At 54.1% G+C, this 24,298-nt stretch carries 30 protein-coding genes and 1 riboswitch; of the genes, 7 read left to right on the forward strand and 23 right to left on the reverse strand.

The window, feature by feature from the left end; translation table 11 throughout:
• Nucleotides 1-52 precede the first annotated feature (52 nt).
• Nucleotides 53-238 (reverse strand): hypothetical protein, encoded by a 186-nt coding sequence (locus tag BN3277_RS25585; protein ID WP_148501075.1) that lies wholly within the window; start codon nucleotides 236-238, stop codon nucleotides 53-55.
• Nucleotides 239-533: 295 nt separating this feature from the next.
• Between BN3277_RS25585 and BN3277_RS17860 the strand changes: the two genes are divergently transcribed.
• The 4 genes from BN3277_RS17860 (at nucleotide 534) to BN3277_RS17875 (ending at nucleotide 3,060) form a co-directional block, all read left to right on the forward strand.
• Nucleotides 534-947, forward strand: a complete 414-nt coding sequence (locus tag BN3277_RS17860; protein ID WP_059045055.1) for a DUF4183 domain-containing protein — start codon at nucleotides 534-536, stop codon at nucleotides 945-947.
• 44 nt (nucleotides 948-991) lie between these two features.
• A riboswitch (Fluoride riboswitch) is annotated at nucleotides 992-1,053 on the forward strand.
• A 37-nt stretch (nucleotides 1,054-1,090) separates the two neighbouring features.
• Nucleotides 1,091-1,483, forward strand: coding sequence for a fluoride efflux transporter CrcB (gene crcB / locus BN3277_RS17865; protein WP_059047297.1), 393 nt, complete (start codon nucleotides 1,091-1,093; stop codon nucleotides 1,481-1,483).
• The gene (gene crcB, locus BN3277_RS17870) at nucleotides 1,480-1,848 is read left to right on the forward strand and encodes a fluoride efflux transporter CrcB (RefSeq protein ID WP_059045058.1); all 369 of its coding nucleotides are present in this window, start codon (nucleotides 1,480-1,482) and stop codon (nucleotides 1,846-1,848) included. The genes crcB (BN3277_RS17865) and crcB (BN3277_RS17870) overlap by 4 nt, the downstream gene beginning before the upstream one ends.
• A gap of 108 nt (nucleotides 1,849-1,956) precedes the next feature.
• Nucleotides 1,957-3,060: a hypothetical protein gene (locus BN3277_RS17875; protein WP_059045060.1), complete on the forward strand. Its 1,104-nt coding sequence runs from the start codon at nucleotides 1,957-1,959 to the stop codon at nucleotides 3,058-3,060.
• Nucleotides 3,061-3,102: 42 nt separating this feature from the next.
• Here BN3277_RS17875 and rpoD read toward each other — a convergent pair whose 3' ends face one another.
• The 3 genes from rpoD to BN3277_RS25830 all read right to left on the reverse strand — a co-directional run bounded on the left by rpoD (nucleotide 3,103) and on the right by BN3277_RS25830 (nucleotide 5,087).
• Nucleotides 3,103-3,996, reverse strand: a complete 894-nt coding sequence (rpoD, locus tag BN3277_RS17880) for an RNA polymerase sigma factor RpoD (RefSeq protein WP_059045062.1) — start codon at nucleotides 3,994-3,996, stop codon at nucleotides 3,103-3,105.
• Between the two features lie 266 nt (nucleotides 3,997-4,262).
• On the reverse strand, nucleotides 4,263-4,901 hold the full coding sequence (locus BN3277_RS17885) for a DsbA family oxidoreductase (protein ID WP_059045064.1): 639 nt from the start codon (nucleotides 4,899-4,901) through the stop codon (nucleotides 4,263-4,265).
• A 30-nt stretch (nucleotides 4,902-4,931) separates the two neighbouring features.
• Entirely contained in the window at nucleotides 4,932-5,087 is a 156-nt protein-coding gene (locus tag BN3277_RS25830) for a hypothetical protein (RefSeq protein ID WP_187380103.1), read from the reverse strand.
• Nucleotides 5,088-5,295: 208 nt separating this feature from the next.
• Here BN3277_RS25830 and BN3277_RS17890 point away from each other — a divergent pair, with 208 nt between their 5' ends.
• Complete coding sequence (locus BN3277_RS17890; protein WP_059045065.1) at nucleotides 5,296-5,982, forward strand: metal-dependent hydrolase; 687 nt, start codon at nucleotides 5,296-5,298, stop codon at nucleotides 5,980-5,982.
• Between the two features lie 56 nt (nucleotides 5,983-6,038).
• Here BN3277_RS17890 and BN3277_RS17895 read toward each other — a convergent pair whose 3' ends face one another.
• The 6 genes from BN3277_RS17895 to BN3277_RS17920 all read right to left on the reverse strand — a co-directional run bounded on the left by BN3277_RS17895 (nucleotide 6,039) and on the right by BN3277_RS17920 (nucleotide 10,229).
• On the reverse strand, nucleotides 6,039-7,277 hold the full coding sequence (locus BN3277_RS17895) for an MFS transporter (RefSeq protein ID WP_059045067.1): 1,239 nt from the start codon (nucleotides 7,275-7,277) through the stop codon (nucleotides 6,039-6,041).
• A 64-nt stretch (nucleotides 7,278-7,341) separates the two neighbouring features.
• Nucleotides 7,342-7,950: a TVP38/TMEM64 family protein gene (locus BN3277_RS17900; RefSeq protein ID WP_059045070.1), complete on the reverse strand. Its 609-nt coding sequence runs from the start codon at nucleotides 7,948-7,950 to the stop codon at nucleotides 7,342-7,344.
• 30 nt (nucleotides 7,951-7,980) lie between these two features.
• Nucleotides 7,981-8,493, reverse strand: a complete 513-nt coding sequence (locus tag BN3277_RS17905) for a GNAT family N-acetyltransferase (RefSeq protein WP_059045072.1) — start codon at nucleotides 8,491-8,493, stop codon at nucleotides 7,981-7,983.
• A gap of 19 nt (nucleotides 8,494-8,512) precedes the next feature.
• Nucleotides 8,513-8,974 carry a DinB family protein gene (locus BN3277_RS17910; protein ID WP_059045074.1) on the reverse strand — a complete coding sequence of 154 codons (462 nt, stop codon included), beginning with the start codon at nucleotides 8,972-8,974 and terminating at the stop codon, nucleotides 8,513-8,515.
• A gap of 12 nt (nucleotides 8,975-8,986) precedes the next feature.
• Nucleotides 8,987-9,289, reverse strand: coding sequence for an antibiotic biosynthesis monooxygenase family protein (locus BN3277_RS17915; protein WP_059045076.1), 303 nt, complete (start codon nucleotides 9,287-9,289; stop codon nucleotides 8,987-8,989).
• Nucleotides 9,279-10,229: an NAD(P)/FAD-dependent oxidoreductase gene (locus tag BN3277_RS17920; RefSeq protein WP_059045078.1), complete on the reverse strand. Its 951-nt coding sequence runs from the start codon at nucleotides 10,227-10,229 to the stop codon at nucleotides 9,279-9,281. Before BN3277_RS17920 ends, BN3277_RS17915 begins: the two co-directional genes overlap by 11 nt.
• A gap of 102 nt (nucleotides 10,230-10,331) precedes the next feature.
• Between BN3277_RS17920 and BN3277_RS17925 the strand changes: the two genes are divergently transcribed.
• On the forward strand, nucleotides 10,332-10,706 hold the full coding sequence (locus BN3277_RS17925; protein WP_089153374.1) for a DUF2512 family protein: 375 nt from the start codon (nucleotides 10,332-10,334) through the stop codon (nucleotides 10,704-10,706).
• Between the two features lie 73 nt (nucleotides 10,707-10,779).
• Here BN3277_RS17925 and BN3277_RS17930 read toward each other — a convergent pair whose 3' ends face one another.
• The 10 genes from BN3277_RS17930 to BN3277_RS17975 all read right to left on the reverse strand — a co-directional run bounded on the left by BN3277_RS17930 (nucleotide 10,780) and on the right by BN3277_RS17975 (nucleotide 20,639).
• The gene (locus tag BN3277_RS17930; RefSeq protein ID WP_059045080.1) at nucleotides 10,780-11,577 is read right to left on the reverse strand and encodes an ABC transporter ATP-binding protein; all 798 of its coding nucleotides are present in this window, start codon (nucleotides 11,575-11,577) and stop codon (nucleotides 10,780-10,782) included.
• Entirely contained in the window at nucleotides 11,577-12,491 is a 915-nt protein-coding gene (locus BN3277_RS17935; RefSeq protein WP_059045083.1) for an ABC transporter permease, read from the reverse strand. The genes BN3277_RS17930 and BN3277_RS17935 overlap by 1 nt, the downstream gene beginning before the upstream one ends.
• A 38-nt stretch (nucleotides 12,492-12,529) precedes the next feature.
• The gene (locus BN3277_RS17940; protein ID WP_059045086.1) at nucleotides 12,530-13,612 is read right to left on the reverse strand and encodes an ABC transporter substrate-binding protein; all 1,083 of its coding nucleotides are present in this window, start codon (nucleotides 13,610-13,612) and stop codon (nucleotides 12,530-12,532) included.
• A gap of 252 nt (nucleotides 13,613-13,864) precedes the next feature.
• Nucleotides 13,865-14,371 (reverse strand): metallophosphoesterase family protein, encoded by a 507-nt coding sequence (locus BN3277_RS17945; RefSeq protein WP_059045088.1) that lies wholly within the window; start codon nucleotides 14,369-14,371, stop codon nucleotides 13,865-13,867.
• Nucleotides 14,372-14,377: 6 nt separating this feature from the next.
• Nucleotides 14,378-15,319: a DUF7916 family protein gene (locus BN3277_RS17950; protein ID WP_059045090.1), complete on the reverse strand. Its 942-nt coding sequence runs from the start codon at nucleotides 15,317-15,319 to the stop codon at nucleotides 14,378-14,380.
• An 83-nt stretch (nucleotides 15,320-15,402) separates the two neighbouring features.
• Nucleotides 15,403-17,109, reverse strand: a complete 1,707-nt coding sequence (locus BN3277_RS17955; protein ID WP_059045093.1) for a glycoside hydrolase family 13 protein — start codon at nucleotides 17,107-17,109, stop codon at nucleotides 15,403-15,405.
• Between the two features lie 103 nt (nucleotides 17,110-17,212).
• On the reverse strand, nucleotides 17,213-18,142 hold the full coding sequence (locus BN3277_RS17960; protein WP_059045095.1) for a coiled-coil domain-containing protein: 930 nt from the start codon (nucleotides 18,140-18,142) through the stop codon (nucleotides 17,213-17,215).
• Nucleotides 18,143-18,229: 87 nt separating this feature from the next.
• Nucleotides 18,230-19,162, reverse strand: a complete 933-nt coding sequence (locus BN3277_RS17965) for a Gfo/Idh/MocA family protein (RefSeq protein WP_059045097.1) — start codon at nucleotides 19,160-19,162, stop codon at nucleotides 18,230-18,232.
• 152 nt (nucleotides 19,163-19,314) lie between these two features.
• Nucleotides 19,315-19,545 carry a hypothetical protein gene (locus tag BN3277_RS17970; RefSeq protein ID WP_059045099.1) on the reverse strand — a complete coding sequence of 77 codons (231 nt, stop codon included), beginning with the start codon at nucleotides 19,543-19,545 and terminating at the stop codon, nucleotides 19,315-19,317.
• A complete protein-coding gene (locus BN3277_RS17975) occupies nucleotides 19,542-20,639 on the reverse strand; it encodes a TIR domain-containing protein (protein ID WP_082691520.1) in 1,098 nt (365 codons plus the stop codon). Before BN3277_RS17975 ends, BN3277_RS17970 begins: the two co-directional genes overlap by 4 nt.
• A 130-nt stretch (nucleotides 20,640-20,769) precedes the next feature.
• On the opposite strand from BN3277_RS17975, the gene chrA reads away from it, so the two are divergent.
• A complete protein-coding gene (chrA, locus tag BN3277_RS17980) occupies nucleotides 20,770-21,996 on the forward strand; it encodes a chromate efflux transporter (RefSeq protein WP_059047300.1) in 1,227 nt (408 codons plus the stop codon).
• A 17-nt stretch (nucleotides 21,997-22,013) separates the two neighbouring features.
• On the opposite strand, the gene BN3277_RS17985 is transcribed toward chrA, so the two are convergent.
• Genes BN3277_RS17985 through BN3277_RS17995 form a run of 3 tightly spaced genes read right to left on the reverse strand, consistent with a single transcriptional unit; the run spans nucleotide 22,014 to nucleotide 24,100 of the window.
• On the reverse strand, nucleotides 22,014-22,763 hold the full coding sequence (locus tag BN3277_RS17985) for an SDR family NAD(P)-dependent oxidoreductase (protein WP_059045103.1): 750 nt from the start codon (nucleotides 22,761-22,763) through the stop codon (nucleotides 22,014-22,016).
• Nucleotides 22,764-22,773: 10 nt separating this feature from the next.
• Nucleotides 22,774-23,664 carry an NAD-dependent epimerase/dehydratase family protein gene (locus BN3277_RS17990; protein ID WP_059047302.1) on the reverse strand — a complete coding sequence of 297 codons (891 nt, stop codon included), beginning with the start codon at nucleotides 23,662-23,664 and terminating at the stop codon, nucleotides 22,774-22,776.
• 37 nt (nucleotides 23,665-23,701) lie between these two features.
• The gene (locus BN3277_RS17995) at nucleotides 23,702-24,100 is read right to left on the reverse strand and encodes a hypothetical protein (protein ID WP_059045105.1); all 399 of its coding nucleotides are present in this window, start codon (nucleotides 24,098-24,100) and stop codon (nucleotides 23,702-23,704) included.
• Nucleotides 24,101-24,298: the final 198 nt, after the last annotated feature.

A 24,298-nucleotide genomic window follows, 5' to 3' on the forward strand; every position in this document is an offset into this window, starting at 1 on the left:
GTAATCCACATCTAAGGGTGTATAAGAGGCAGGCCTTGCGGCCCTGACGGCCCTACCGGGCCAGCCGTTCCCCGCGTTTCGCCCGGGCTTGGCGCTGGTCCGTCGGTACGGGCCAGGCGCTCCAGCCGCCGCAGCTCCTTACGATAGCGCTCCAGAAGGCATACCGCTCGCCGGAGCTGGTTCCGTAAAGGAGTCCTGCTCCCCTTCTTCCTCCGTCGGCGCTGTCCTTTAGCCGCACACCTCTTATTCCTTACGGCTGAAGCCCGCCGTTGAGGCAAGCGGATCGCCCCGCTTAGCCCGCCTTTTTCCATCCCCATCCGCCTCATCCTCCTAACCAACAGGTCCCGCTCTCGTACCTTCCTCTCGTAACTTATGATCAGCCTGCCGGGAGCGCATGGGCTAATCCCCCACCGAAACCCGTCCTAAAATTCCATGTTCAACAGAGGCTGTACGCCGTTTCTAATAACGCATTTTCAACATTAAATATGTTGTATCGAATCTCTCGATACCATCCAAGAATAGGAGGTGAAGATATGCCTGTAATTAAACCCGTGTTTACGGCCGTGGCTTCGGCTCCAGTCTCCTCCGGAGGCGCCGTCACAACGACGGTAACGCCGGCGGTCACTCGTTACTTCGCCACCTTGACAGCGGACATGATCGGCGGTACTGAAACCACCATCCCGGCCGCCAGCTTCGTGGACGACGCCGATGCCGCGATTACGGACCTGCCGGAGCTCACCGGAAGTGATTACTTTAACGTGTACATTAACGGCGTGATTCAGCAGGCCTCTTTGTCGACTCTAACGACGGCGAGTCTGGTGCTGAGCACTGTGGAGTTAATCGCTGGAATCCCTGTCCAGCTTGAAGTCGGCAGCTTTGGCGGCGTTGCCTCCACCATCACAACCCAGCCGACAATCTCCGCGCCAACGATCACGATCATCACGTAATCGCATATTGACGAGCAATCCCCCCATCGCATAAAATGGTGCCAACGCAACAAGGCGATGGAGTTCGCCTGAACCGCTCGATCGAGCTGATGACTCCTACCAGATGTTCTGGTAGGAGTCTGTCTATTTTCAGGAGGTTGATCATCTTGAACATCCTTGCACTCATTCTTGGAGGCTTTTTGGGAACGATATTCCGTTACGGGCTTTCCCTCTGGATTCCGTCGGCGGGAGCCTTTCCTCTGTCGATCCTGCTCATCAATTGGGCTGGATGCCTGTTCCTCGGCTGGTTATTTACCGTCGCTGGCATCCGAAAGCTCAACCCAAGCGTACGCATTGGCGCAGGAACGGGCTTTACCGGTGCGTTTACGACATTCTCGACCTTCACGGTGCAAACCGTAGACGCCATACATACCGGCCACCTTGCGTTAGCACTCGCCTACCTGTTGGCCAGCCTGATCGGCGGTCTCTTGATGGCTTGGGTCGGCGTGGCTTTGGGCCATAAGACGTGCTCTTCTAAGGCGGGTGAACCCGTATGATCGGCATCGTTGGATTAGGCGGCGTTATCGGCACGCTTCTGCGTTATTATTTGGGACAATGGGTATCGTCCCGTGCGGCCCTGAGCGGCACGCGATTTCCCTGGGGAACTTGGATTATCAATCTCAGCGGCTCCCTGCTGCTTGGTGTCTTATCCGGACTCCATGCGCGGGGCTCCCTGCCTGACTGGACCTGGTTGATGTTAGGGACCGGATTCTGCGGGGCGTATACGACCTTCTCCACCTTTGGTTATGAGACAGTGACGCTCATCGGGAAGGGGCATAAAGTCCAAGCCATCCTATATGTGCTCACCTCGGCCTTTCTTGGTGTGGCCTTCGCTTGGTTAGGTGGCTGGCTGGCCGCCTAAATCCCATGCCTAACTCAGCGGGGACATATGCCCTAATAACGATCACCCGTACCGGCGTCTGCATACAATACAGCAAATCCGCAAACATGCGAGAAAAGGTGATTTCTTTTGGCCAGTTTTCGTAAAGCTTATTTGCTGAAACAGCGTATTGCCGGAAACATGCTAAAGAAGAACGGAGTCCATGGCGTTGGCGTTGGCTTGCGTGACCCCAGGCACCCCAAACGCGGCGCGGCGATCATCGTGTATGCCGATGCCTTGTCCACCGCCGCCTCCTCTAAAAAAAAAGCAACCTCAAAGCGCACCACCGCTCTGCCTCGCTATTTGAAGCCCCGAGCCGGGGTACCGTTTCGCGTCGTTCGATCTCCTCGCTTCTGCAAACGAGGCGGGAGCGGAAACGGCAGTAAGTTCACCCGCCGAATCCGACCGGTCGTGGCCGGATACAGCGTGGGCACGGCGGATTCCTCCGGCACCGTTGGTTTGATCGTGAGCAGTGATCCCTCCGGATGCAGCCGTCTCATCCTCAGCAACAACCACGTCCTTGTCGATAATAATACCCGACGTTTCTCGGCCACGCTCCAGCCGGGCGGCGCCGATGGAGGGACAGCCGCCCATGACCGGATCGGTCAGTTAGAACGTTTTACCAAGTTAAGCCAAAAACGTGCGAACTATCTGGATGCAGCTACCGCCAGACCTTTTAGACGTTCTTTACTGAAACCCGCTTACGCCGTCTTTGGTATCGTCCCCGGCCATGTCCGCACCTACAAAGTGGGGGACCAATTTAAGAAAGTTGGCCGGACGACAGGGGTTGTCACCGGTCAGGTGGAATCGATCCATACCGACGTCCAGGTCGATTACGGAGATTACGGCAATTTGGGAACGATCACCTTCAAGGACCAGAGCGTGATCCGCGGCAAACGGCCGGTTTCCCTGGAAGGCGACTCCGGTTCCGTATGGCTGACGAGGAAAGGCAATCTCGCGGCAGCGGTGAATTTTGCCGGGTCGGAGAACGGCATGCTGTCCATCTCTTATCCCATCGAGTGGTTTATGCAGGTCTTTGGCGCGCGTGTAGCTCGCCCCGGATCGAGGGGGCTGCAACGAGCCCAGCGAGGCAAAAATGGCAAATACATGTGTATTCGGCCATTGCCTGCGAAGCTGGTCAAATCCCTTCGCCCGATTACCGCTCCCTCCCGTCCTCTCCGTCAGCGTCCATAATCAAAAAGCTCCCTAAGGGGAATCCTTAGGGAGCTTACGATGTTATTCCATAAAATCCTTCAGCCGCTTACTGCGGCTTGGATGCCGCAATTTGCGCAGCGCCTTGGCTTCAATTTGGCGGATCCGTTCCCGGGTGACGCCAAATTCCTTGCCGACCTCTTCCAAGGTCCGCGTCCGGCCGTCATCCATGCCGAAACGCAGCCGCAACACGTTCTCCTCACGCTCGGTCAGCGTATCCAATACTTCTTCCAATTGCTCCTTCAACAGCTCATACGCCGCGGCTTCCGCTGGGGCTGGAGCATCGTGATCCTCGATGAAATCACCTAAGTTCGAATCGTTCTCTTCCCCGATCGGTGTTTCCAGTGAGACCGGTTCTTGTGCGATCTTCATGATCTCCCGTACCTTATCCGGTGTCAGATCCATCTCCTTGGCGATTTCCTCCGGAGTTGGTTCACGTCCGATTTCCTGAAGCAGTTGCCGAGAGATGCGGATCAGCTTGTTGATGGTTTCCACCATATGCACCGGAATGCGGATCGTTCTAGCCTGGTCGGCGATCGCCCGGGTGATGGCTTGGCGAATCCACCATGTGGCGTAGGTACTGAACTTAAATCCTTTTGAATAATCGAACTTCTCCACCGCTTTGATAAGGCCCATGTTGCCTTCCTGAATCAAGTCCAGAAAGACCATCCCGCGCCCGACATAACGGCGAGCGATACTCACAACCAGACGGAGGTTCGCTTCAGCAAGACGGCGCTTGGCTTCCTCGTCGCCGTTCTCGATACGTTGCGCAAGTTGGATTTCCTCTTCAGCGGATAACAGAGGCACCCGTCCGATTTCTTTCAAATACATTCTTACCGGGTCGTCGATCTTAATTCCTGGCGGTAACGTCAGATCATCGGTGTATTCCATTTCGTTATGCTTCAAGTCCTCTGTCATCTTCCAGACCCCCACCCTAAAAAATGAAAAAATTGCGAAAACCATTCTATATCTCTAAGACCTGTATATCCATTTGACAAATGATTGGTATTATGCTATTATTGAGGAGATTATTGCGTGAATGCTTGATGAGTGGCTATCCGTCATTTTACCACAGTTTATTAGGTTATACAAGTTTTATTTTTTTATTATGTTCATGGAACGAGACGCTGATCCCCGAGGATCAGCGTTTTTTGCGTTCCTCTATTCTTCTTATTCGACGGAGGCTACTCCCGATCCTCCCAAGCCCGCAATAATGCCCCTTGAAAAATTTCCAAAGGCTGAGCTCCGGACACTGCATACTTGCCCCGAAGCACGAAGAAGGGTACACCGCGGATCCCCAGCCGTCTTGCCTCATTTTCATCCTCGCGGACCGCGTCGGCATACGCATTTTGCTCCAGTATCTCCCGAACGGCAGAGCCTTCCAGGCCCACCTCTTCGGCTAAACGCACTAATGTTTCCCGTTCACCGATGTGCTGGGAATCCGTAAAATAAGCCTTGAACAAACGCTCATTCATTTCCTTGGCTTTCCCCTGTTCCCCGGCATAGTGCGCCAACCGATGGGCATCAAATGTATTTGTCGGCACGATCGTATCAAAGTGATACGTCAGCCCTTCCGCTTGAGCCTGCTGAGCCACATTATGATTCGACTCCTGCGCCTGCTGCAAGCTGAGGCCGTATTTGACCGCCAACAGTTCATGGATACTCGATTCCGTATCCTTAGGGGCTCCTGGATCCAACTCAAAGCTGCGGTATACGATTTCGATTTCATTCCGGTGATCAAATAATTCCAACGCCTTCTCCAAACGGCGCTTGCCGATGTAACAAAACGGACAGACAAAATCCGACCATATCTCGATTTTCAAGTTAAACTCCTCCTTTTGCCAAAAGCTCCTTTACCGGATTAGTCCCCATTCACGAGCCTGCTCCTCAGTAAGGATAAATTGTTCCTTCTCCCAAACCTCGTCCTCTTTCGTCAAACCAAACGCAGCGCTGACTTGCGGCCAGATGCCCTTTTCCACCGCTTCACATTGCGTAATGATAATTTTCACCTCGGGCCCTTCCCTCCGAATCCAAGTTTGTCACTTAAGATTACCCGAATGAATCAGCTTCAAACGTTTCCGCGAACGGTTACCTCATCCCAATCTATATGGAAATTCTATGCGTTTATGCAGCGCTTCATTTTGCAAGATGTGACTTGCCCGTCCAAGGCGGCTATAATAAACGGGAAGGATATCTTTTCCATAAGAGGTGATTGGAATGAAAATTACTTATTGGGGACACTCCTGCATCCAGATTGACACGGGAAAGCATCGGCTCATCATCGATCCTTATCTTACCGAGAACCCGTTGGCCGCAGCTGCAGCCGATGACATTCAAGCCGATTATGTCCTTCTGACCCACGGCCACTCCGACCATATCGCCGATGCGGAAAGCATCGCCCGGCGGAACAACGCGCCGATCCTCGCCATCGTCGAGCTGGCGGACTTCTTCGCCGGCGCCGGCCTGCAAACCGTAGGCATGAACCTCGGCGGATCCCGTACGTTCCCCTTTGGGAAAATAAAATGGGTACCAGCGCTTCACAGCTCGTCCGTAAACCAGGATGGCGTGAACCTGTATCTTGGCGTGGCGGCGGGCATTCTGCTCGACTTGGACGGATTTACGGTGTACCATGCCGGGGATACCGCTTTGTTCAGCGATATGAAGCTGGTAAGCTCCCGGCGTCCGGTCGATTTGGCCTTTCTGCCGATCGGCGACCATTTTACGATGGGACCGGAGGATGCGCTGACCGCAGCCGAATGGATCGGTGCCAAGCACGTTGTTCCCGTGCACTACAATACGTTTGACGCCATCGCTCAAGACGGCGAACAATTCGCGGCTGAGCTTAAGCGCATCGGCATTCAAGGCCACGCCCTGAAGCCGGGGGATTCCCTAGATAGCTTCTAGGCAATAAACGAATGAATGACAGCAAATTGTTGCACTTTGCAACAATTTGCTGTTTTTTAATCCGCCAGTTCTTTCCCTCGCGTCTCCGTCCCTAACCAGAACACGGCGATAGCACCGATTAGAATCGTCACGAAAAACATCCAGAAGATGCCACCAATAGCGAATTCCCGCGCAACCATCATTCCGACCAGATACGGGGCAATAATCCCGCCAACTCGGCCAAACGAAGCCGCCAGGCCAACGCCGGTCGAACGCACCCGGGTTGGGTACAATTCCGGCGTATAGGCGTACATGCCGCCCCAAGCTCCAAGATTAAAGAAGGACAAGCAGATCCCCGCCGCGATCAGCATACCTTCGCTGGTGGCGTTCCCAAACCAAGCGGCACTTGCCGCGGTCAGCAGCAAGTACAACACCAGCACGAATTTCCGGCCAAACTTCTCAATGAAATAAGCAGCCGTGAAGTACCCCGGCAACTGCGCCAACGTCATGATCAGCACATACTCGAAGCTTTTGACCAGGCTGAAACCTTTCAGCACCATCACCGAAGGCAGCCACAAGAACATGCCGTAGTACGAGAAAACGACCGTAAACCACAAAATCCAAAGCATCACGGTCGAGCGGCGATGCGGGGCCGCCCACACCGACTTGAACCTTTCGCCAAAGGAAGGCCCTTGCTCTTTCCCCCGCCCGGCTTGCTCCTTAAACCGAACCGGGTCCTGGATCGACTTGCGCAAATACAAGGCGTATAACGCAGGCACGGCGCCGATAATAAATGCCGCTTGCCATCCATAATCCGGGATGACGAAATAGGAGATCAGTGCAGAGGCAATCCAGCCTGCGGCCCAGAAGCTCTCCAGCAAAACAACGGCTCGCCCGCGTTCCCGGGCCGGCACCGATTCGGATACCAGCGTGGAAGCGACCGGCAATTCTCCACCTAGCCCAAAGCCGGCAATAAACCGCAGGATGCACAGCACTGCAAAGCTCGTCGCGGCGGCCGACAAGCCGCTGGCAACGGAGAAAATCAGCAAGGTCCACAGCAATACCGATTTGCGGCCAAACTTGTCCGCCATATAACCGGCGATCGCTGCACCAAACGCCATCCCCACCGAATTAATCGCCGTAAAAAAACCGGTCTGCTGCGGCGTTAAGCTCCACTCCACCGCTAGGGCAGCGGCAATAAACGAAATGATCCCAACATCCATCGCGTCAAACATCCAGCTGAGTCCGGCACTAAACAGCAGTTTCCGCCGTGTTGAAGCGGGTTTTCCAGATACGGCCTGTTCCTGAGCGTTCAAACGTTTCGCCCCCAATCCAAACTTGTTCTCTCTGTAGCTTAACCAACATCACGGTTGATCCATGCTAGGGCGTCATACCGCTATTGTTCTTGGATATCGTGCGGTTCCGAAGGACAAAAGCGATTCCCAGCAGGAGCAGAAACACCGCATAGGAAAAGATCAGATCTCGCAGGTTCATCCGCGGAAAAACGATCGATGCGCTTAAGATACCAAACAGCCAAATACTCGACAGATTTCCAACCAAATTGGACCAAGTGTAGGCTCGGAGCTTCAGATTGGAAATCGCCGACATAAACGATATCAGATTATTAGGCATGATCGGAACCGTGCGAAGAAAAATGACCGCCCAAACGCCATAGCGGTCCAGCCCTTTTTGCCATTTTTCGTATTTTTGCAGTTTCCCCATCCACCTGCGGTTGAACCAGTCCGCAAAGAAATACCTGCACATCAGGTACACAACCATCCCCGCCGCTGTTCCGGCAATCCAACTCGCCAGTAAACCGTTCATGATCCCAAGCACGGAAATATGCAGCATGACGATGGTGGCAAACGGAAAAAATCCAAAGATCCCCTGCACGACGGCGAGAGGGATCGTAAGCAGGAGGATGGAGTAACCGCCTAGTTGGGTGGTCTCCATAAACCAATCCGTGATTTGTTTGATCCATTCGTTCAACTGATTCGTTCCCCATTCCCCAAATGCATTTTACGCCTCGACCCGTTTTCCCAGGATCACAAGATCCCGTTCCACACCGTCCAAAATGGCCACGCGGGGCAGATGCGCCCAACGTTCAAAGCCAAATTTGCCAAGCAGCTTGAGACTCGGTTCGTTGTGACCAAACACGAAACCAAGCAGGGTATGGACCCCGATGGTTGGACAAGTGGCAATCGCTTGGTTGACTAGGAGCGCACCGATCCCGCGAGAACGGTAAGCTTCGGTGATATATATGCTGATCTCCGCGGTGCCGTTGTAGGCCGGGCGTCCGTAAAATGACTGGAAGCTCAGCCAGGCGATCACACTCCCCTCGGATTTCATGACCCAAAGCGGCCGGAAATTAGGGGAATGCTCGTCAAACCATGCTCGTCTTGCTTCGACGGTCACCGGCTCCAAATCTGCCGTAACCATACGGCTGGCAATCGTTTCATTATAAATCGCGACGATAGCTGGCAAATCCTCGAGGGTCGCATTTTCAATCGTATAATCGAATTGTTCCGTCATATGTACCTGCTCTCGTTCCCTAGATGATTTGATTGTACAGTTTGATTACGCTAAAATGCATGCCTTCGTGATACGTCGTAAAGTTAATTAACTGCCCTACAGTTTCAAGCCGGTAGCCGCTGGAAGTGGTATAAGGCTCCACCGATACCTCAAGCTGACCGGAAAGCGCGGCCTTCACCTGTTTTGGCTGCTCCTCCAGCACCTTCAAAAGCTCGCTCCATTGCGGACTTTCCGAGGTCCAATTCAGCGGAGACGTCCCGTTGGCGAACAGCTCTTGATAGATCGCCGGAAGCTCGGAGCTCCTCCCTGTATAGTTGTAAGCATATTTATCCAGAACCAAAGCTAGATGTCCCATGTTCCATAAAATATGATTGCGAAAACCTGCGGGAATCACCGTCGCCTTCGCTTCCGGAATCGATCCTACCAGCTTCAGGGTTTGGGAGCGAACGAATTCCAGTTGCCGCCAAATAAATTGTTCCATGAGCCTTCCCTCCTAGTCCGTTTCATGTTTGATTTGAACATAGTGTTCCACGGTTGGGAACGGGTCGTAAAAATGATGAAGCAGCGCTTTCCATTCCTGGTATTCAGGAGACTGACGGAAACCGACCTCATGTGCCGTAATCGACTGCCATTTCACTAGAAGAATATATTTGTTCTCCGTCTCCACGCACTTGTGGAGCTCATGTCCAAGATAACCATTCATCCGGCTGATAATCTTGGAAGCCTTGCGGAAGTGGCTTTCGAAATCATTGATCATTCCTGGCTTTACCTGCAGCTGTGCGACTTCAAGAATCATCCTCAGCATCCCCTCCGTTCAACTGATTATAGCACGGTCTTAACGCTTTATGAATCCAAATTGCGGCAATTGAGCCTTCCCCCATCGCTACACTGACTTGTTCGGCATGCAGCCCGAGGTCCCCCGCCGCCCAAACGCCGGGCACGCTTGTTTGCTTCGTACGAGGATCGGTTTCCACATGCCGATTGCCGGACAGGGTGGCTCCTAACTGAGCGGCTAACCCGGAATGAACCTCGTTTCCGCCAAATGCAATAAACCCTCGTTCAGCAGCAAAGCTTCGGCCATCCTTCAGCATCACGCTACGGATATCGCCTTCCGATTGCTGAACCTCGGCGATTTCCCCCTCCTCATAACGAATTCCCCGTTCCGCCATTTGCTGCAGCAGCTGCGGTGCGACGTCTGACCGTTCATGATTAATATAAGTTAATTCTCTTGTACGCTCCGCCAATAGCAAGGCCATCTCTGCGCCGGGACGTCCTGCGCCCATCAGGACGGTTTTCCGACCTTGAATTTCATACCCGTCGCAATCCGGACAGACGTACACACTTAGTCCCAGCGTTGGGATCATGCCGGGGACTTCGGGAAAACGATCCAGTACGCCGGTCGCTAAAAGCAACGTTTTGGCCGTGTATTTGTCTCCGCTGGATGTGCTCACTTGAAACCGGCCCTCCAGCTTTACAGCACTCGTGACCCTAGCCAAGATAAACTCCACGCCGTAGGATTCCGCTTGCCTTCTTCCCCGACTGCGCAGCTCCTCGCCGGATACGCCTTCCGGAAAGCCAAGCAGGTTATGATATTGCCGGCACAACGTAGATCGCCCATAACCGGCATCAATGACCAGGACCTGATGAACCGAATAACGTCCCAGCTGGATGGCCGCTTGCAATCCGGCTATTCCGCCTCCGACGATCAAGCAATCGTAAATTTTCGATGATGTCATTTGGGTGCCCCTCTTTCCGCGTCATAGGTGGTTCCATCTTCAAATGAAGATGGTGAATAGCAGTATCCCCGTCAGGAGAGATTAAGCCAAAGAAACAAGGAGGTGTTGGTCTTGAATAAATTTCTCGTCAAAATCCTCGGCAACGGGGTGATCGTTATCGCTATGCTGATGATCTTAAGTAACGCCTCATTCATTTCGGCGCTGTTGACAGCCTTAGCGTTGTCCATTCTAGCCTATTTATTCGGGGATCTCTTCGTCCTTCCACGAACGAACAATACCATTGCGACCCTCGTGGACGCTTTGCTTGTCTTCGTTTTCCTTTGGGCGATCGCCGCTAACGCGGAATGGACGTTATCCTTCGGCGAAATGCTGGCGATTACGCTGGTTGTAGGCGTATTTGAATGGTTCTTGCACAGCTGGATGCTGCGCGACGGCATACGCCGGGACAGCAGTGTGCGGGTACGCGATTCACGGTAATCCCGTCACGAAAAAAAAGCGCGAGTTCGGGTCTCCCCTACTCGCGCTTTGCGTTCATGATATGCCGTGCAATTTAACTGCCCAGCATCACGCGGTCATCGGACAGCTTATGTCCGCTGATGCGTTCGAACTCACCAAGCAGCCGTTCCATCGTCAGGTCACGTTTTTTCGTATCGTCCACATCGAGAATGATCCGGCCGCCGTCCATCATGATCAGGCGGTTCCCCAGCCGGATGGCCTGCTCCATATTGTGGGTGACCATCAATGTGGTTAGCTTCAGCTCACTGACGATCTCCTGCGTCAGCCTCGTCACCAGCTCGGCCCGGGCCGGGTCTAATGCGGCGGTGTGTTCATCGAGCAGCAGCACCTGCGGCTCGGTGAACGTCGCCATCAGCAAGCTAAGCGCCTGGCGCTCCCCGCCGGACAACGTACCGACCTTGGCCCGGAGGCGATTCTCCAAGCCGATTCCTAGCCGGCGCAATTGCTCCTGGAACATCCCTCGGCGTTTGGCGTTCACGCCTAGCGCAAATCCGCGCTGTTTCCCGCGGGAGAAGGCCATAGCCAGGTTCTCCTCAATCGTCATATGCGGGGCGGTTCCGGCCATTGGGTCTTGGAACACGCGGCCGATCCACTTACTGCGACGATGTTCCGGGAGATGGCCGATGTCCACGCCGCCAAGGCGAACCTCGCCGGAGTCCGGCTTGATCACGCCGGAGATCATGTTCATCAGCGTGGATTTGCCTGCACCGTTACTGCCGATCACCGTAACGAAATCGCCGGGGCGCAGATGCAGGTTGACGTCGATCAGCGCGATTTTCTCGTCCGGTGTGCCAGGGTGAAACAGCTTGGAGACCTGCGTTAATTTCAACATCAGAACCCACCCCCTGCACTCTTTTGCCCGGGGTTTTGTGCGATTTCTAACGCTCGCTTGCGGGCGATCGATTTCTGCTTCATGTTTCTTTGCACGGTCGGAAGCACCAAGGCGATGATGACGATTAAGGCGGTAATCAACTTCAAATCCGTTTGCTCCAACCATTCAATTCGCAGCGCCAACGCCACAACGACCCGGTAGACGATCGAGCCGAGCACCGCCGCCAGCGTGGCCCAAAAGACCGTCCGCGCCCCAAAGATCGCTTCCCCGATAATGACGGAAGCCAACCCGATGACGATCATCCCGATCCCCGACGAAATGTCGGCAAAACCGGACTGCTGGGCGATTAATGCCCCGGACAAAGCGACAAGCCCGTTGGACAAACTGAGTCCGAGAATGATGGTATAGTCCGTGTTGGCACCAAAGCTGCGGATCATTCGTTTATTGTCGCCGGTAGCGCGCAGCGCCAGCCCGAGCTCGGTACGGAAGAACAAATCGAGCAGCAGCTTGATAGCGATGACGACAATCGGCATAAACACCAACGGAGATACCGAGCTAAACATCGTGGTTTCTCCAAGCAAGCCCACATTGGGCTTACCCATGATCCGCATGTTAATAGAATAAAGCGCGATCATCATCAGGATCCCGGACAACAATCCGTTAATTCGTCCTTTAGTATGGATGAGACCGGTGATAGCCCCGGCGGCCAGCCCGCCGAGGAACGCCGCGATCGTGGCGATCCACGGGGAGCTCCCCCCCGTGATCATCACGGCGGCGATGGCGCCGCCGGTCGTAAAACTGCCGTCCACAGTCAGATCCGGAAAATCGAGAATGCGGAACGTAATATAGACGCCAAGCGCCATAAGCGCGTACAACAGGCCGGATTCCAGCGCCCCGAGCAGCGAGTTCAACATGATGAGTACCTCCTCGAGAATTTAGGAGCGAATGCTGCCTATTCGATCAGATTGTTGGCCTTATCTGTAATTTGGTCCTTCATGGCGTCCGTCACTTCAATCCCTTGCTCGGCCGCCGCTTTCAGGTTCATGATCAAGTCGAGCTTATCCGGTACGGTGACTTTCAGATCGCCGACCTTTTTCCCGTTCTTCAGCACGTCCACTGCCATTTGTCCTACTTGGTAGCCATGATCATAATATTTGAAGCCAACCGTAGCAAAAGCGCCCTTCTCCACCGTATCCCGATCGCTCGAGAAGAATGGAAGATCGTTTTCGTTCGCCACCTGGATCACGGTGCTGACCGCTTCAACGACCATGTTGTCCAGCGTAATGTACAACGCATCGACCCGGCCAACCAGCGATTCGGCCGCTTGCTTTACTTCCGATGTATTGGTCACCGAGGCTTTAACCAATTTGATGCCGTGGGCGTCCAGCGCTTTCTCGGCATGGTTCGCCATAACGATCGCATTGGGTTCGCCTTGGTTGATGACCAGTCCGACTGATTTCACGTCTTTGAAATTCGCGGCAATGAAGTCCATCAGCTTGGTAATCGCCTCCGGATTCGTATCGGAAGCACCTGAGATGTTTCCGCCCGGATGCTCCAAATTGTCTACCAATTTAGCATCCACCGGATCCGTAACCGCCGCAAACAGGATTGGCGAGTTCTTCACCTGCTGTGCAACGGCTTGTGCCGGAGGCGTAGCGATCGCGAGGACGAGGTCGTACTTCTCGCCGGCGATTTTTTGCGCAATAGTTGTGTTATTGGTTGGATCCCCCTGCGCGTTGTTGTAATCCAGCTCCAGGTTGTCGCCTTCGACGATGCCAGCGTCCTTCAAAGCCGCCAGGAACCCTTCACGCGTTGCATCCAAGGAAGGATGCTCCACGATTTGCGAAATTGCGATTTTGTAGGAATCCTTCGCGGTCTCCGCCCCATTTCCAGCTCCTGCGGAATTTTCTGTTCCCGTGCCGCCGGCATTTCCTCCATTTGCGGCATTGCCGTTCCCGTTCGTGTTGTTGCCGCAAGCGACAACGCCCACCAACAACAGTGACATGGCAAGTAAAACTCCCAGCTTCTTCTTCATATTTCGTTTCCCCTTTCTCTCTCATGAAATGATAAATGATGACCCAGCGAGGTTGGAGCGGTAAAGCATGATCCGATTAACGCTTTTGTCGATAAAAGGATTAAAGTGTCAATGGACAACCATTCGTCCAACGTGGACACGAAGTATTATTCCTATATTAAATGGTGGTCAATTATCCGTCAACAAAAAAGAGCCGATCTATGCAAGACCGGTTTCCCAGGCTTGCTCAGGCAGCTCTTTATCAACTTCGAGTCATTTTTTGGCATCCATATAAATATGTTTGGCCTCGATCGCTTGAGGGGTGACGTCCAGCACGCCAAAGCTGTATTTCGGTTCCCGCCGCTTGTCGGTTGGCGATCCGGGGTTGAACCACAAGACGCCTCCGCTTTCGGCTAGATAGGGCTTATGGGAGTGACCGAACAACACGGCATCCACCGGCTTGTCGGTAAAGACGCGTTTGGCGTTATCCACGGCTCCATGTCCGCCACCGGGAAGATGGCCATGGGTCAGCCCAATTCGCCTTCCCCCCAGCTCCAGGATCTTGTGCTGACCGAATCGGCGGATGATATCCACCGGGTCATTGTTGCCCGCCACACCGTCGACCGGAGCCAATGCTGCTAGCTGTTCATAGACGTCCATCGTCACCCAATCCCCCAGGTGGAGAATCAGATCACAGGTTTTCAACGTTTGCCGCAGCTTTGCGGGCAGCTCCGCCCCACGGCGCGGCATATGCGTATCCGACACAACTCCGATGCGCATAGGCCGTTACCTCACTGGCGAAGCAGCCATACGCACATAGGTGTGCCGCCGCCCGCGGATCGCGATCGATAACGCTTGAATGTTCTCCGGGACGGCCATTCCGGCGAAACCGGCGTCTCCGATATGGAATACATCGGCCCCTGCCCGCTTGGCGCTGAGCGCAATCTCCCGAACCGTTGCTTCGTCCGCGCCTTCTTGACTCGTACCGATCGCCGCCAAAGTTAAAGCGCCCTTGGCTTTGACCTCTGGGATGATCTGAGCCAGCTCTTCCTCGCGTACGCCGGGAACCGTCCCTGGGGCAGGCAACAGGACAACGTCCGCGCCGGCTTCGGCGAATCCGACCGCTGCCTCGCGGTCAAGGACGCTGCCGCGAGTGCCAGCACCGTGCATTTTGCCTGCCAGAATCAAACCGCCGAATTCTCGTTTGGCCAAGGTAATTGCCTGAAGGATGCGTTCATGGGTCACCCCGGTTTTCGGGTTGCCCGTCAAGCAGATGAAGTCGCAGCCCAGTCGTTTGGCTTCCGCTAAACTCCGTGCGGTAGCCTGCCGTCCTTCGGGCAGCTGGTTCAGTGACTCCACCGCTTCGGCGGATTCATCAACCGGCTCCAGGTTGATACCGATCGGCAGCCCCGTCAACCGTTTTAGTTCGGCGATCGGATTTCGCGCCTCTGGCTTCTGTTCCTTGCCGCCGACTTCCGGCGTAAACAAATCTCGCGCATCGATCCCGCGAACCTGCGGATGAAACACGTCAAAAACGTTCAACAGAATCATGTCCGCGCCAAAGGCCTTCGCCAACTCTGCGTTGGTTAGCTCCGGCAACAGCGGCTGTGACGTGACCACCGTCTCCGCGATCACGGTACGTCCTTCCGCCGCCAACATCGCTCCCTTCAAGGCTTCGCGATCCATTCGCCGGAAATCCGATGCCCGGCAGTCCAATATCCGTTTCATACCCTAACCCTCCGTTCAACGATGAAATGATACCCTTACTGTGTTCAGTGTAGCATGCAAGGAAACCGCAGACTACGCCATTTTCACGAAGATGAAGTTCGTTTTAAATAGACTCTTGCTTCATAAGGACGCAGCCGCAAGTGGCCTAAATCCTCATGTTCCTGCGGGGCATAGTTAGAGATCAGGAGTTCGATATCCCGCGGTTTCATGACCTCCTCCGGCCATTCAAATATCGGCTCATCGGCACTAAAGTTTAAAATCACCAACAATCGGCTAGCGTTTAATGAACGGGTAAATACGTATATCTCCGGATGATCGGGAAGCAACAGCTCATATTCACCATAAACGATCACGGCATGCTGCTTTCTTAATCGAATCAGCTCTTTATAGTAGTGATAGATCGAGTCCGGGTTTCGGCGTGCTTCCTCAACGTTGATTCGATCGTAATTCGGGTTGATACCGATCCAGGGGGCTTCGGCGGTGGTAAATCCAGCCTGTGGCCCGTTATCCCATTGCATGGGGGTTCGCGCGTTATCGCGGCTTTTGAGATGGATCGCTCGCAGGATATCGGACTCCGGGACGCCGTTTCGTTGTTGCTCTTCATAGTAGTTCAGCGTCTCTACATCACGAAAATCGTTGATCGAGGTGAACGCGGCGTTGGTCATTCCGATTTCCTCTCCCTGATAGATGTACGGTGTCCCCTCCAGCATATGCAGGAAGGTGGCCAGCATTTTGGCCGATGGGACTCGGTATGCCTCCGAATCGTTACCAAATCGCGAAACCGAACGGGGTTGATCGTGATTGCCTAAATAGTTGGCATTCCAGCCCCGGCCGTGCAGCACCGTCTGCCAGCGGGTGATGACCTCCTTCAAGTCCGTCAGCTTCCACGGAACGATGTCCCATTTGCCGCTGCCCGCTGAACCGGCATCCAGAAACATATGCTCGAATTGGAACGTCATATTGAGCTCGCGGCGGTCATCCCCCACATAATCCAACGCCTGCTCGGGGCCTAGCCCGGACGTTTCGCCTACCGTCATAATATCGTAGGAGAACAACACGTTGTCATACAGGTTTTGCAGGAGGGTATGTACGTCATCGAGGTTGGAGAACAGCTCGTAAGCCCGTACCGTCGGCATCTGCTGCGGATTGTGCGCGTCCGGCAGCCCTTTCGCCTTGGCGATATGCGCGATGGCATCGAACCTGAAGCCGTCCACGCCTTTTTGGAGCCACCACTGAACCATATCGTGCATTTCGCGGATCACGACCGGATTTTCCCAGTTCAAATCGGGTTGATGTTTGGAATACAAGTGCAGGTAATATTCGCCAGTCCGTTCGTCGTACTCCCAAACCGAGCCGCTAAAATACGACTCCCAGTTGTTTGGCGGACCGCCGTTTTTACCCTCCCGCCAGATGTAATAGTCCCGCTTGGGATTGTCCTTGGACTGCCGGGATTCCAGAAACCAAGGATGCTCGTCCGAGGTGTGGTTCAGCACCAGGTCCATCATCAGCTTCATTCCCCGCGCATGCAGACCCTCCAGCAGCTCCTCGAAATCCTCCATCGTACCGAAGGCGGGATCAATTTTGCAATAGTCGCTGATATCATAGCCGTTATCATGCCCGGGCGATTGATAGATGGGACACACCCAAATCACGTCGATCCCAAGGTCCTGCAAATCATCCAACTTGGACAGAATGCCGCGCAGGTCTCCCACGCCGTCTCCGTTCGAATCCTTGAAGCTGATCGGATAGATTTGGTACACGACGCTTTCCTTCCACCAAGTCCGCTTCATGACCGCCGCCCTTTCACTTTTTTCCTTTAGCTATTTGCACCCGGCTGGATTTGTATTACAAAAAAAAAGCCTGGGCACCTAAGTTCCCAAGCCTCTTGATATGCTAAGCGTACTGCTCCACAGCCTGCACGTATTTGCGATGCACTTCCGCCCGTTCCGATTCCAGCCTGCGTTTAGCCGTTTCCAGCCCTCGCTGCACTTCGCTTACCGCCGTAGTTTGGTTCCGGACTTGATCCAAGCTGTTGTTGATTCGCCCCTGCACCAGCCAATCCGAGAAAAAGTCATCAAAAAAATAGTCAGAAAATCTCAGCAAGCCGCTGATATTCAAATTCGTCGATAGGCTCGCTCCAATGTCCTTAAGCTCCCGATCAAAGCGTTGCAAGCTTTGCCGCGCGGCATGAAGATGGCTCATCGCCTCGTCGATCCGCCCGTGCTTGATATGCGTCGACAACATCCCGCCGCCCAGCATATCGTAAGTCCCCCAGTTTTTCGCGGATCGTAGATCTTCCTCAGCTGCGTTTAAATCGTGAAGGGCTGATTGTCCCGCGCGCACCGCTTCATCGACCTCTTTAAGCTCCACGGTCAGGACGGCTTCACGCTCGGCCAACTCCCGCAGTTCTTCGTTCTCCTCCAGAATTTGCCGTTCCTTGGCTTGAAAAACACGCTCGTATTCGTGCTGCCAAGAACCGAGCTCCAACAGCCTCCGCTCGATCTCGGAGATTTGCCGCTCCATATCCCGGACTGCGGATTCGGCGGCATCATATTTCACTTTCGCCTCCAACACTTCCCGCTGCTCCCGATCCAGCTTCTCAGCCTTGTTGCCAAGTACGGTAGCCAGCAAATTGGAAAGCGACATCGCCGACAGTTTGCGCACATCCTCTTCCTCAGCAGCCAGCTTCTTCTGCCAACGATTCCTTTCTTCCTGCAAGCCGGACAACTCCTGTTGGAGCGATTTAAGACGGTGTTGCCATTTCTCCTGGTTCCGGCCTTTTTCCTTCAGCTCTGCCATACGGGCGTTAAGATCCTCGAACAAGCTTGGTTCCTCCTTCACCGCCGGAAAAGCCTACCCGGCTTCAGTGGTTTCACTACCATGTTCTACGTTGTTCGATACGATTATGTTTCAGAGCGTCTGATCCCATGCCTTTGCTCCGTTCGCCTCGGCACTCTTCACGATCTCCTCGCACAGCCGGTGGGTTTCCAGCGCGTCTTGCCGCGAAATGACCGGCTCCTTCCCTTCGCGAACACAGGTGATAAAATGATCGATGATCTGCACGAATCCCCGCCGAGACAACACCGGATCCCAGTCCTTGAAGGTCCACCGTTTGGCTTCGCCTCCGGCAAAATGTTCCGTTGTGTTCAGCCCGTCCACCCGCCACTTCTGGCCGGGGCACATCACCTCGAGGATCTCATCGTTCGTCCCCGAGTCACGATTCATGATGCCGATGCAGGTAAAGCCGTCGCCTTCCAGCTGGAGCGTAACATGATACAGCTTCCCATCCTGCACGCGGGTCGATACATGGAAATTCCGGACTTCACTCGGAGCCAAATACCGCAGAGTATCCACCACGTGGATATAATCGTCCAGCACGAAGCGGCGGGCGTAGTCCGGCGAAGGGGTACGGTTCTTCTGCAACAGCACCAGACGGCGATCCGGCTGTTCCTTCAAGGCTGCATTCATCGGGGCGAAACGGCGATTAAAGCCGGTCATGAGCAGCACACCTTTCTGTTCCGCCAGTTCACTGAGGCGTTTGGATTCCTCGTATTGGTAAGCGATCGGTTTATCCACGTAGACGTGAACTCCATTCTCGATCAGTTGCTCTACTATGGCCGGATGAGACTCCGTCGCCGAGTGGACGAACGCCGCATCCATACCGGCTTTCACCAGCTCATCCACGCTGCCCGCCGTTTCGGAGACGCGGTATTTTGCCGCCAACTTGGACAACGTCTCTTGATTTCGTGTACTAAAAACGAGGTCGATATCCTCCCTTGCCGTAATAACCGGCAAATACGCTTTTTGCGCGATATCGCCGAGTCCGATGATTCCGATGCGCATTATTTTAACCTCCTGGGGGTACATATCATGAATTTATGAAGTGAAGTGTCTATTGTTCCCTTTCATTTTGGCATAGGTGAGGGACGATGTAAATTTACCGTAGCCAAAAGAAAGCCCCCATTCAAATCATGGGGGCCATTGCGGCTGATCGATTAAACGAAGGAAGGTTTTCTTAGGTCTACGTCTCCCGTGAGAACCTTCACGTACTCCTTATCTCCACCTTCAACGGAAGGACCAATATACAGAATGCCTTTGGGGCGGCTGGCATGAAGCTTACGTCCCTTTGTGCTCTTGGCATCCATCATCATTGACGGGGACCGACGCTTTGAAGCTTTGGAAACCGGGATCGCGCCCTGCCGGAGTTTCATGTTATCTCGCTTCATACAGAATCCCCTCCAAGGATATAATGAATGGTTCGTAAGAGTTCATTGTTATTGGATACGATGATACCTAACTGCGCCTCGGTCAGGTTATGCCTGCCGGAAAAATGAACTGACAGCACATGTTCTCTACCTAAAGGATAGCATAGGATGTATACCTGTTCAACTTCAAGTCGGTTAAAGAAAGCCCATTTTGAGGTTAAATACGCATCTAACACGTAAATCGGCTGCTGACCGGACTCCACGCGTTCTTGGTTCTCCCGAAAGGTGAAAAACCTGCCCTTTCCGACGTTCCCGCCAACTTGCCCAATCCCGTCATCCCCCTGTGTCCTCCAAAGTGCAGCGCCGGTAACCAAGTACCCTGTAGGCGGCAGGATAGACGTCCGAATGGCTTCGCTCAGTGAGTTATAACGCTCCTGCTCGTTGGGGACGGAGATATTCTTATTATATGTCCAAAAAAGATGTAGGATCCGGCGTTTACGCTCCAGTTCCATTTCCATTCTCGCCATTTCATCGTGCGGGTCTGGGTAACATCCTTCGGCCTGAATCGCTTTGATAAGGGAGCGGCACGCTACGGCTACCGCCGCTTCATCATTCCCGTCCGTTCGCATCTCATAGTTCAGTAAAGTCAAGCCCTGGAGGTCGGATAAGAGATGATAATCTGAGATTTTCTCCCCTTGGATCAGACCTTCATTCTCTCTTACCTCTTGCGGGATAATTGCAAACACTCGCCTACGCCCCAATCTCCCCCAAAACAACCCCATCTCAAAAAGCGTATTGTCCCGGGTGATCAAAACAAATTTTCCTCGATACCTGGCGACATCATCCGGTGCAAATATAAAAACTCCAAAGTCATTCCTGCGGAGTTGTTTCTCAAGCGATTCGATCGTGTAGTCATTGCCTTCGAAGGCGCCGGCATACCATGGAGTGACCTGGGCATATCGGTTGATCTGAGCTTGGATCCCGTTCGCGATGGCGATCGCTTCTCTAGAAGATCCAATAAAGACATTCGGCTTTATTCCGTCCACAGCTCCACAGCTCCTTGAAAAACGATTCAACTTTTTCCTAATTATACCACTTCGATCTGTTTTGAGCATCTCTATTTAACACCCGCCGGGTCTTGTGCTTACGCTCCGTTTACAACAAAATGATATGATGAGGAAAAAACGCCGTCTGGCGCATGTAGATACATGGAAAGGAGCTCACAGCTTGCAGTCCGATCAAGTCATGGAACAACCGAACCCGGGGCGGCTCCGCCGCATCTTCGAGATTTTTACCGTCTCCACCAAGCTGGGATTAACCTCCTTCGGCGGACCGATCGCCCACCTAGGCTATTTTCATGAGGAATATGTGAACAAACGCAAATGGGTCGGAGAACAAAAATATGCCGAACTGGTCGCGTTATGCCAATTCCTGCCGGGACCGGCCAGCAGCCAGGTCGGCATGGGCATCGGCCTGTACCGCGGCGGTATAGCCGGTGCATTAGCGGCTTGGGCCGGTTTCACACTTCCCTCCGCCGTGGCGCTTGTGCTGTTCGCCCTGCTGCTGCAAGGGACGGCGCTCGCCGACAGCGGTTGGCTGCACGGCCTGAAGCTCACGGCGGTCGCCATCGTCGCTCAGGCGGTGTGGAGCATGGGCGTGAAGCTTGCCGCCGGGCGCAGCCGAGCGACCATCGCCGCCTTGGCTGCGGCCGCCACCTTGCTCTGGCCAAGCGGCCTGACACAGGTGCTGATCATCGCGGCGTCCGCGCTGACCGGCTTATGGCTGTACCGCAGCAGCCCAGCCCCAGGTGCTTCGCCTGCACACCCCGGCGAGGAGCCGCAAAGCGGCATCCGCCTCCGCCGTTCCTGGGCTGTCGCAAGCCTCGCTGCCTTCGTTGGTTTGCTTGGGCTGCTGCCATTGGTCAGCCGGTGGTGGCCGAACCTCGGGCTTCAGCTCTTCGACGTCTTCTACCGAGCGGGGGCGCTCGTCTTCGGCGGCGGTCATGTCGTGCTGCCGCTGCTGCAAAGTGAAGTTGTTCCTCGCGGTTGGATCGGCGAGGCCGACTTCCTGTCCGGCTATGGTGCAGCCCAAGCCGTACCGGGTCCATTGTTTACGTTCGCCTCCTATCTAGGGGCGTCCATTCACGGCGTTACAGGTGCTATACTGGCCACGATAGCCATCTTTCTGCCCGCGTTTCTGCTGGTCGTTGGGGTACTTCCCTTCTGGCACCAGCTCCGCGAAATTCCTAAGGTGCAATACGCTCTACAGGGTGTTAACGCCGCGGTTGTAGGCATCTTGCTGGCGGCCTTGTACGATCCGATCTGGGTGTCCTCTATTCAGGAAACCGGCGACTTTATCGTAGCCATGTTATTATTCGTCATGCTGGTGTTCTGGAAGCTGCCGCCATGGGCAGTAGTTGTGGCCGGAGCAGCCGGAGGTGCCTTTCTCGGTTGGATCGGATCAATCGGATGATACTTGCCTGCGCCGCCTTAAGGCTCGTAAATCATCTTCCGCGTCATCCCGCCGTCGACCACCACATGCGCGCCGGTCACGAACGTATTGTCCGGGTGAGTCAAATACAGGCAAGCCCGGGCGATATCCGCCGGCGTTCCGACCCGTCCCGCCGGATGCTGCTTATGGTCGATCTCGCGCAAAGCGCCGTAATCGCCGGTCTCAATCCATCCCGGGCTGACGCAATTCACGCGGATGCCATCCGGACCCAACGATACGGCCAGCGCATGCGTGATCGACACGATAGCCCCTTTGGATGCGGCATACGCCTCCGAACCCGGTTCGGACATGATCGACCGCGTTGAGGAGATGTTTACGATCGATCCGCCGCGACCGTTTTCCTTCACTCGTTTCGCCATCTCACGGGAAGCCAGAAACACACTTCGCACATTCGTGTTCAGGACATCGTCCCATTCCTCCACCGTGAGCTCATAGGTCGGTTTAAACCGGGATACGCCCGCATTGTTGATGAGAATGTCGATCCGCCCCAGCTCTCGCTCGGCCGTTTCCATCAAGCGAACGATATCCGCTTCCTTCCGCACATCACAAGGCAAGAATAGGGCTCGGCCCCCTGCCTCACGAATCGCCTCCGCCGCTGCTCTACCCGTTTCCTCATTTAGCTCCGCCATTACGACAGATGCGCCTTCCCGGGCATAAGCTTCAGCCACGCCGCGGCCGATCCCTTGACCCGCTCCCGTGACGATCACAGTCTGATTTGCAAAAATCATCTTTCGAACCTCACTCCTTCAGTTCGCTTGCCGCAATGTGCCGAACTAACTCCGGCAGCCACTCGTCCAGCGCTTCGAATCGGTACCCAGTTTCACGCGCTTTCGTATTGTCCATCACCCACGACGTTGGGATGCCAAACGGAGATTGATGCTCCGGAGCCGTTTCACGCTCAATCAAAGCCGTTTTGCCGGTGACGCTCTCAATTAGGCGAAGGATCCCGCCGATGGTAATCTCCCCATCCGAGCAGGCGTTAATCGGTCCTGTAAGCCTGGTTTCTCCCAGCCAAGCCAGAAACTTTGCCGTTTCCGCCGAAGTGATAAACGAGATCGCTGCATCCAGGTTCGGCACGCCGATCGGCAGCCCTTGCTGCACATGCTCAACGTGGAAATGCAGCCGGCGCGTATAATCATCTGGCCCCAGGACAATCGGAATCCGCAGTGCACTCACCGGAAAATCAGCTTCTTGGAACAAGGCCGCTTCGGCCAGCCGTTTCCCTTCCCCATAATCAAAGGCCTGCTTATCGCCCAGCTTCAGCTCATAACCGTAAGGATCAAAATCCGCTTCGGCCAACGGTACTTTGCCCAACTTATAGACGGATAAGGTAGAGGTCAAGATATAATGCCCGACTCGCCCTTGGAAAGCCCGCACCGCAGCAAGCGCTTCGTTCGGCGAAAAACAAATGTTATCGTATACGATATCCCAAGGTCCGGCCGCTGCCGCCTCACGCAGCGAGTTCTCGTCCGTACGGTCCAGCCGGAGCTGCGTGACCGGCGCTTCGAACCTTACCTCCATTTGTCCGCGAGTCGCTGCCGTGACATCATGTCGACCGGATCCCGCTAACCGATTGACCAATCTTTTGCCGAAATAACGCGAGCCGCCAAGCACCAATATTTTTGCCATATCCTTCTCTCCCTCCATCACAACGAAAATATTCCTCTTAACGGGTCGTAAACGTGCTTTTCATCAGGGACAAGGCGCTGAGCATTCCAAAGAAAAACAATTGTGGATCCCTCACGATCTCGAAATATCCTACAATATAAATCTGTTTGACATAAATCGTAATGATCGGATAGATCAGCAGCAGGAAGCTGGGTACAAAGACGAACGCAAACAGCGGACGGTGGAACTTCCGCCGGTTCGGGAACCCGTTTAGGAAGCTCAAATAGAGACCAAACGCTAAACCGTACACGATCTGACCTATTAAACTGTATTCCATTTGATAGAAGGTTTGCGTCTTGTGATTCATCATGTCGGTGAACTGCTTCCCGTAATACATCAACACCAGTGCTCCAAGCATCCAGACGAAATAATAGAAATAACCTTTCGAATTCTTCATGTATTCTACTCTCCCTATGAATGGATCAATACCAACAACAATCAAATTTTACCACGAAACGCGGGAGAGCAGCAGGAAGTTTTGTTGGCGGGAGCGACTGAACTTGAAATCCTAACGGACTTCACGGACCTTATTTAGTTGATTTCGTGCTTGTAAAAAAACTAACGGACCCCAAGGACGTTATTTCCCTTTGTTTTG

The organism is Paenibacillus rubinfantis (genome assembly GCF_001486505.1).
Lineage (GTDB): Bacteria > Bacillota > Bacilli > Paenibacillales > Paenibacillaceae > Fontibacillus > Fontibacillus rubinfantis.

Excerpts from the sequence above, each read along its gene's own strand:
- BN3277_RS17890 (WP_059045065.1), top strand. The coding sequence starts at position 5,296 with ATGAAAATTACTTATTGGGGACACTCCTGCATCCAGATTGACACGGGA.
- BN3277_RS17915 (WP_059045076.1), bottom strand. The coding sequence starts at position 9,289 with ATGATTCTTGAAGTCGCACAGCTGCAGGTAAAGCCAGGAATGATCAAT.
- chrA (WP_059047300.1), top strand. The coding sequence starts at position 20,770 with ATGGAACAACCGAACCCGGGGCGGCTCCGCCGCATCTTCGAGATTTTT.
- BN3277_RS17995 (WP_059045105.1), bottom strand. The coding sequence starts at position 24,100 with ATGAAGAATTCGAAAGGTTATTTCTATTATTTCGTCTGGATGCTTGGA.
- BN3277_RS17985 (WP_059045103.1), bottom strand. The coding sequence starts at position 22,763 with ATGATTTTTGCAAATCAGACTGTGATCGTCACGGGAGCGGGTCAAGGG.
- BN3277_RS17920 (WP_059045078.1), bottom strand. The coding sequence starts at position 10,229 with ATGACATCATCGAAAATTTACGATTGCTTGATCGTCGGAGGCGGAATA.
- BN3277_RS17965 (WP_059045097.1), bottom strand. The coding sequence starts at position 19,162 with ATGCGCATCGGAATCATCGGACTCGGCGATATCGCGCAAAAAGCGTAT.
- BN3277_RS17950 (WP_059045090.1), bottom strand. The coding sequence starts at position 15,319 with ATGAAACGGATATTGGACTGCCGGGCATCGGATTTCCGGCGAATGGAT.
- BN3277_RS17935 (WP_059045083.1), bottom strand. The coding sequence starts at position 12,491 with ATGTTGAACTCGCTGCTCGGGGCGCTGGAATCCGGCCTGTTGTACGCG.
- BN3277_RS17910 (WP_059045074.1), bottom strand. The coding sequence starts at position 8,974 with ATGGAACAATTTATTTGGCGGCAACTGGAATTCGTTCGCTCCCAAACC.
- BN3277_RS17975 (WP_082691520.1), bottom strand. The coding sequence starts at position 20,639 with ATGCTCAAAACAGATCGAAGTGGTATAATTAGGAAAAAGTTGAATCGT.
- BN3277_RS17990 (WP_059047302.1), bottom strand. The coding sequence starts at position 23,664 with ATGGCAAAAATATTGGTGCTTGGCGGCTCGCGTTATTTCGGCAAAAGA.
- BN3277_RS17860 (WP_059045055.1), top strand. The coding sequence starts at position 534 with ATGCCTGTAATTAAACCCGTGTTTACGGCCGTGGCTTCGGCTCCAGTC.
- BN3277_RS17940 (WP_059045086.1), bottom strand. The coding sequence starts at position 13,612 with ATGAAGAAGAAGCTGGGAGTTTTACTTGCCATGTCACTGTTGTTGGTG.
- BN3277_RS17905 (WP_059045072.1), bottom strand. The coding sequence starts at position 8,493 with ATGACGGAACAATTCGATTATACGATTGAAAATGCGACCCTCGAGGAT.
- rpoD (WP_059045062.1), bottom strand. The coding sequence starts at position 3,996 with ATGACAGAGGACTTGAAGCATAACGAAATGGAATACACCGATGATCTG.
- BN3277_RS17945 (WP_059045088.1), bottom strand. The coding sequence starts at position 14,371 with ATGCGCATCGGAGTTGTGTCGGATACGCATATGCCGCGCCGTGGGGCG.
- BN3277_RS17955 (WP_059045093.1), bottom strand. The coding sequence starts at position 17,109 with ATGAAGCGGACTTGGTGGAAGGAAAGCGTCGTGTACCAAATCTATCCG.
- BN3277_RS17930 (WP_059045080.1), bottom strand. The coding sequence starts at position 11,577 with ATGTTGAAATTAACGCAGGTCTCCAAGCTGTTTCACCCTGGCACACCG.
- BN3277_RS17970 (WP_059045099.1), bottom strand. The coding sequence starts at position 19,545 with ATGAAGCGAGATAACATGAAACTCCGGCAGGGCGCGATCCCGGTTTCC.
- crcB (WP_059045058.1), top strand. The coding sequence starts at position 1,480 with ATGATCGGCATCGTTGGATTAGGCGGCGTTATCGGCACGCTTCTGCGT.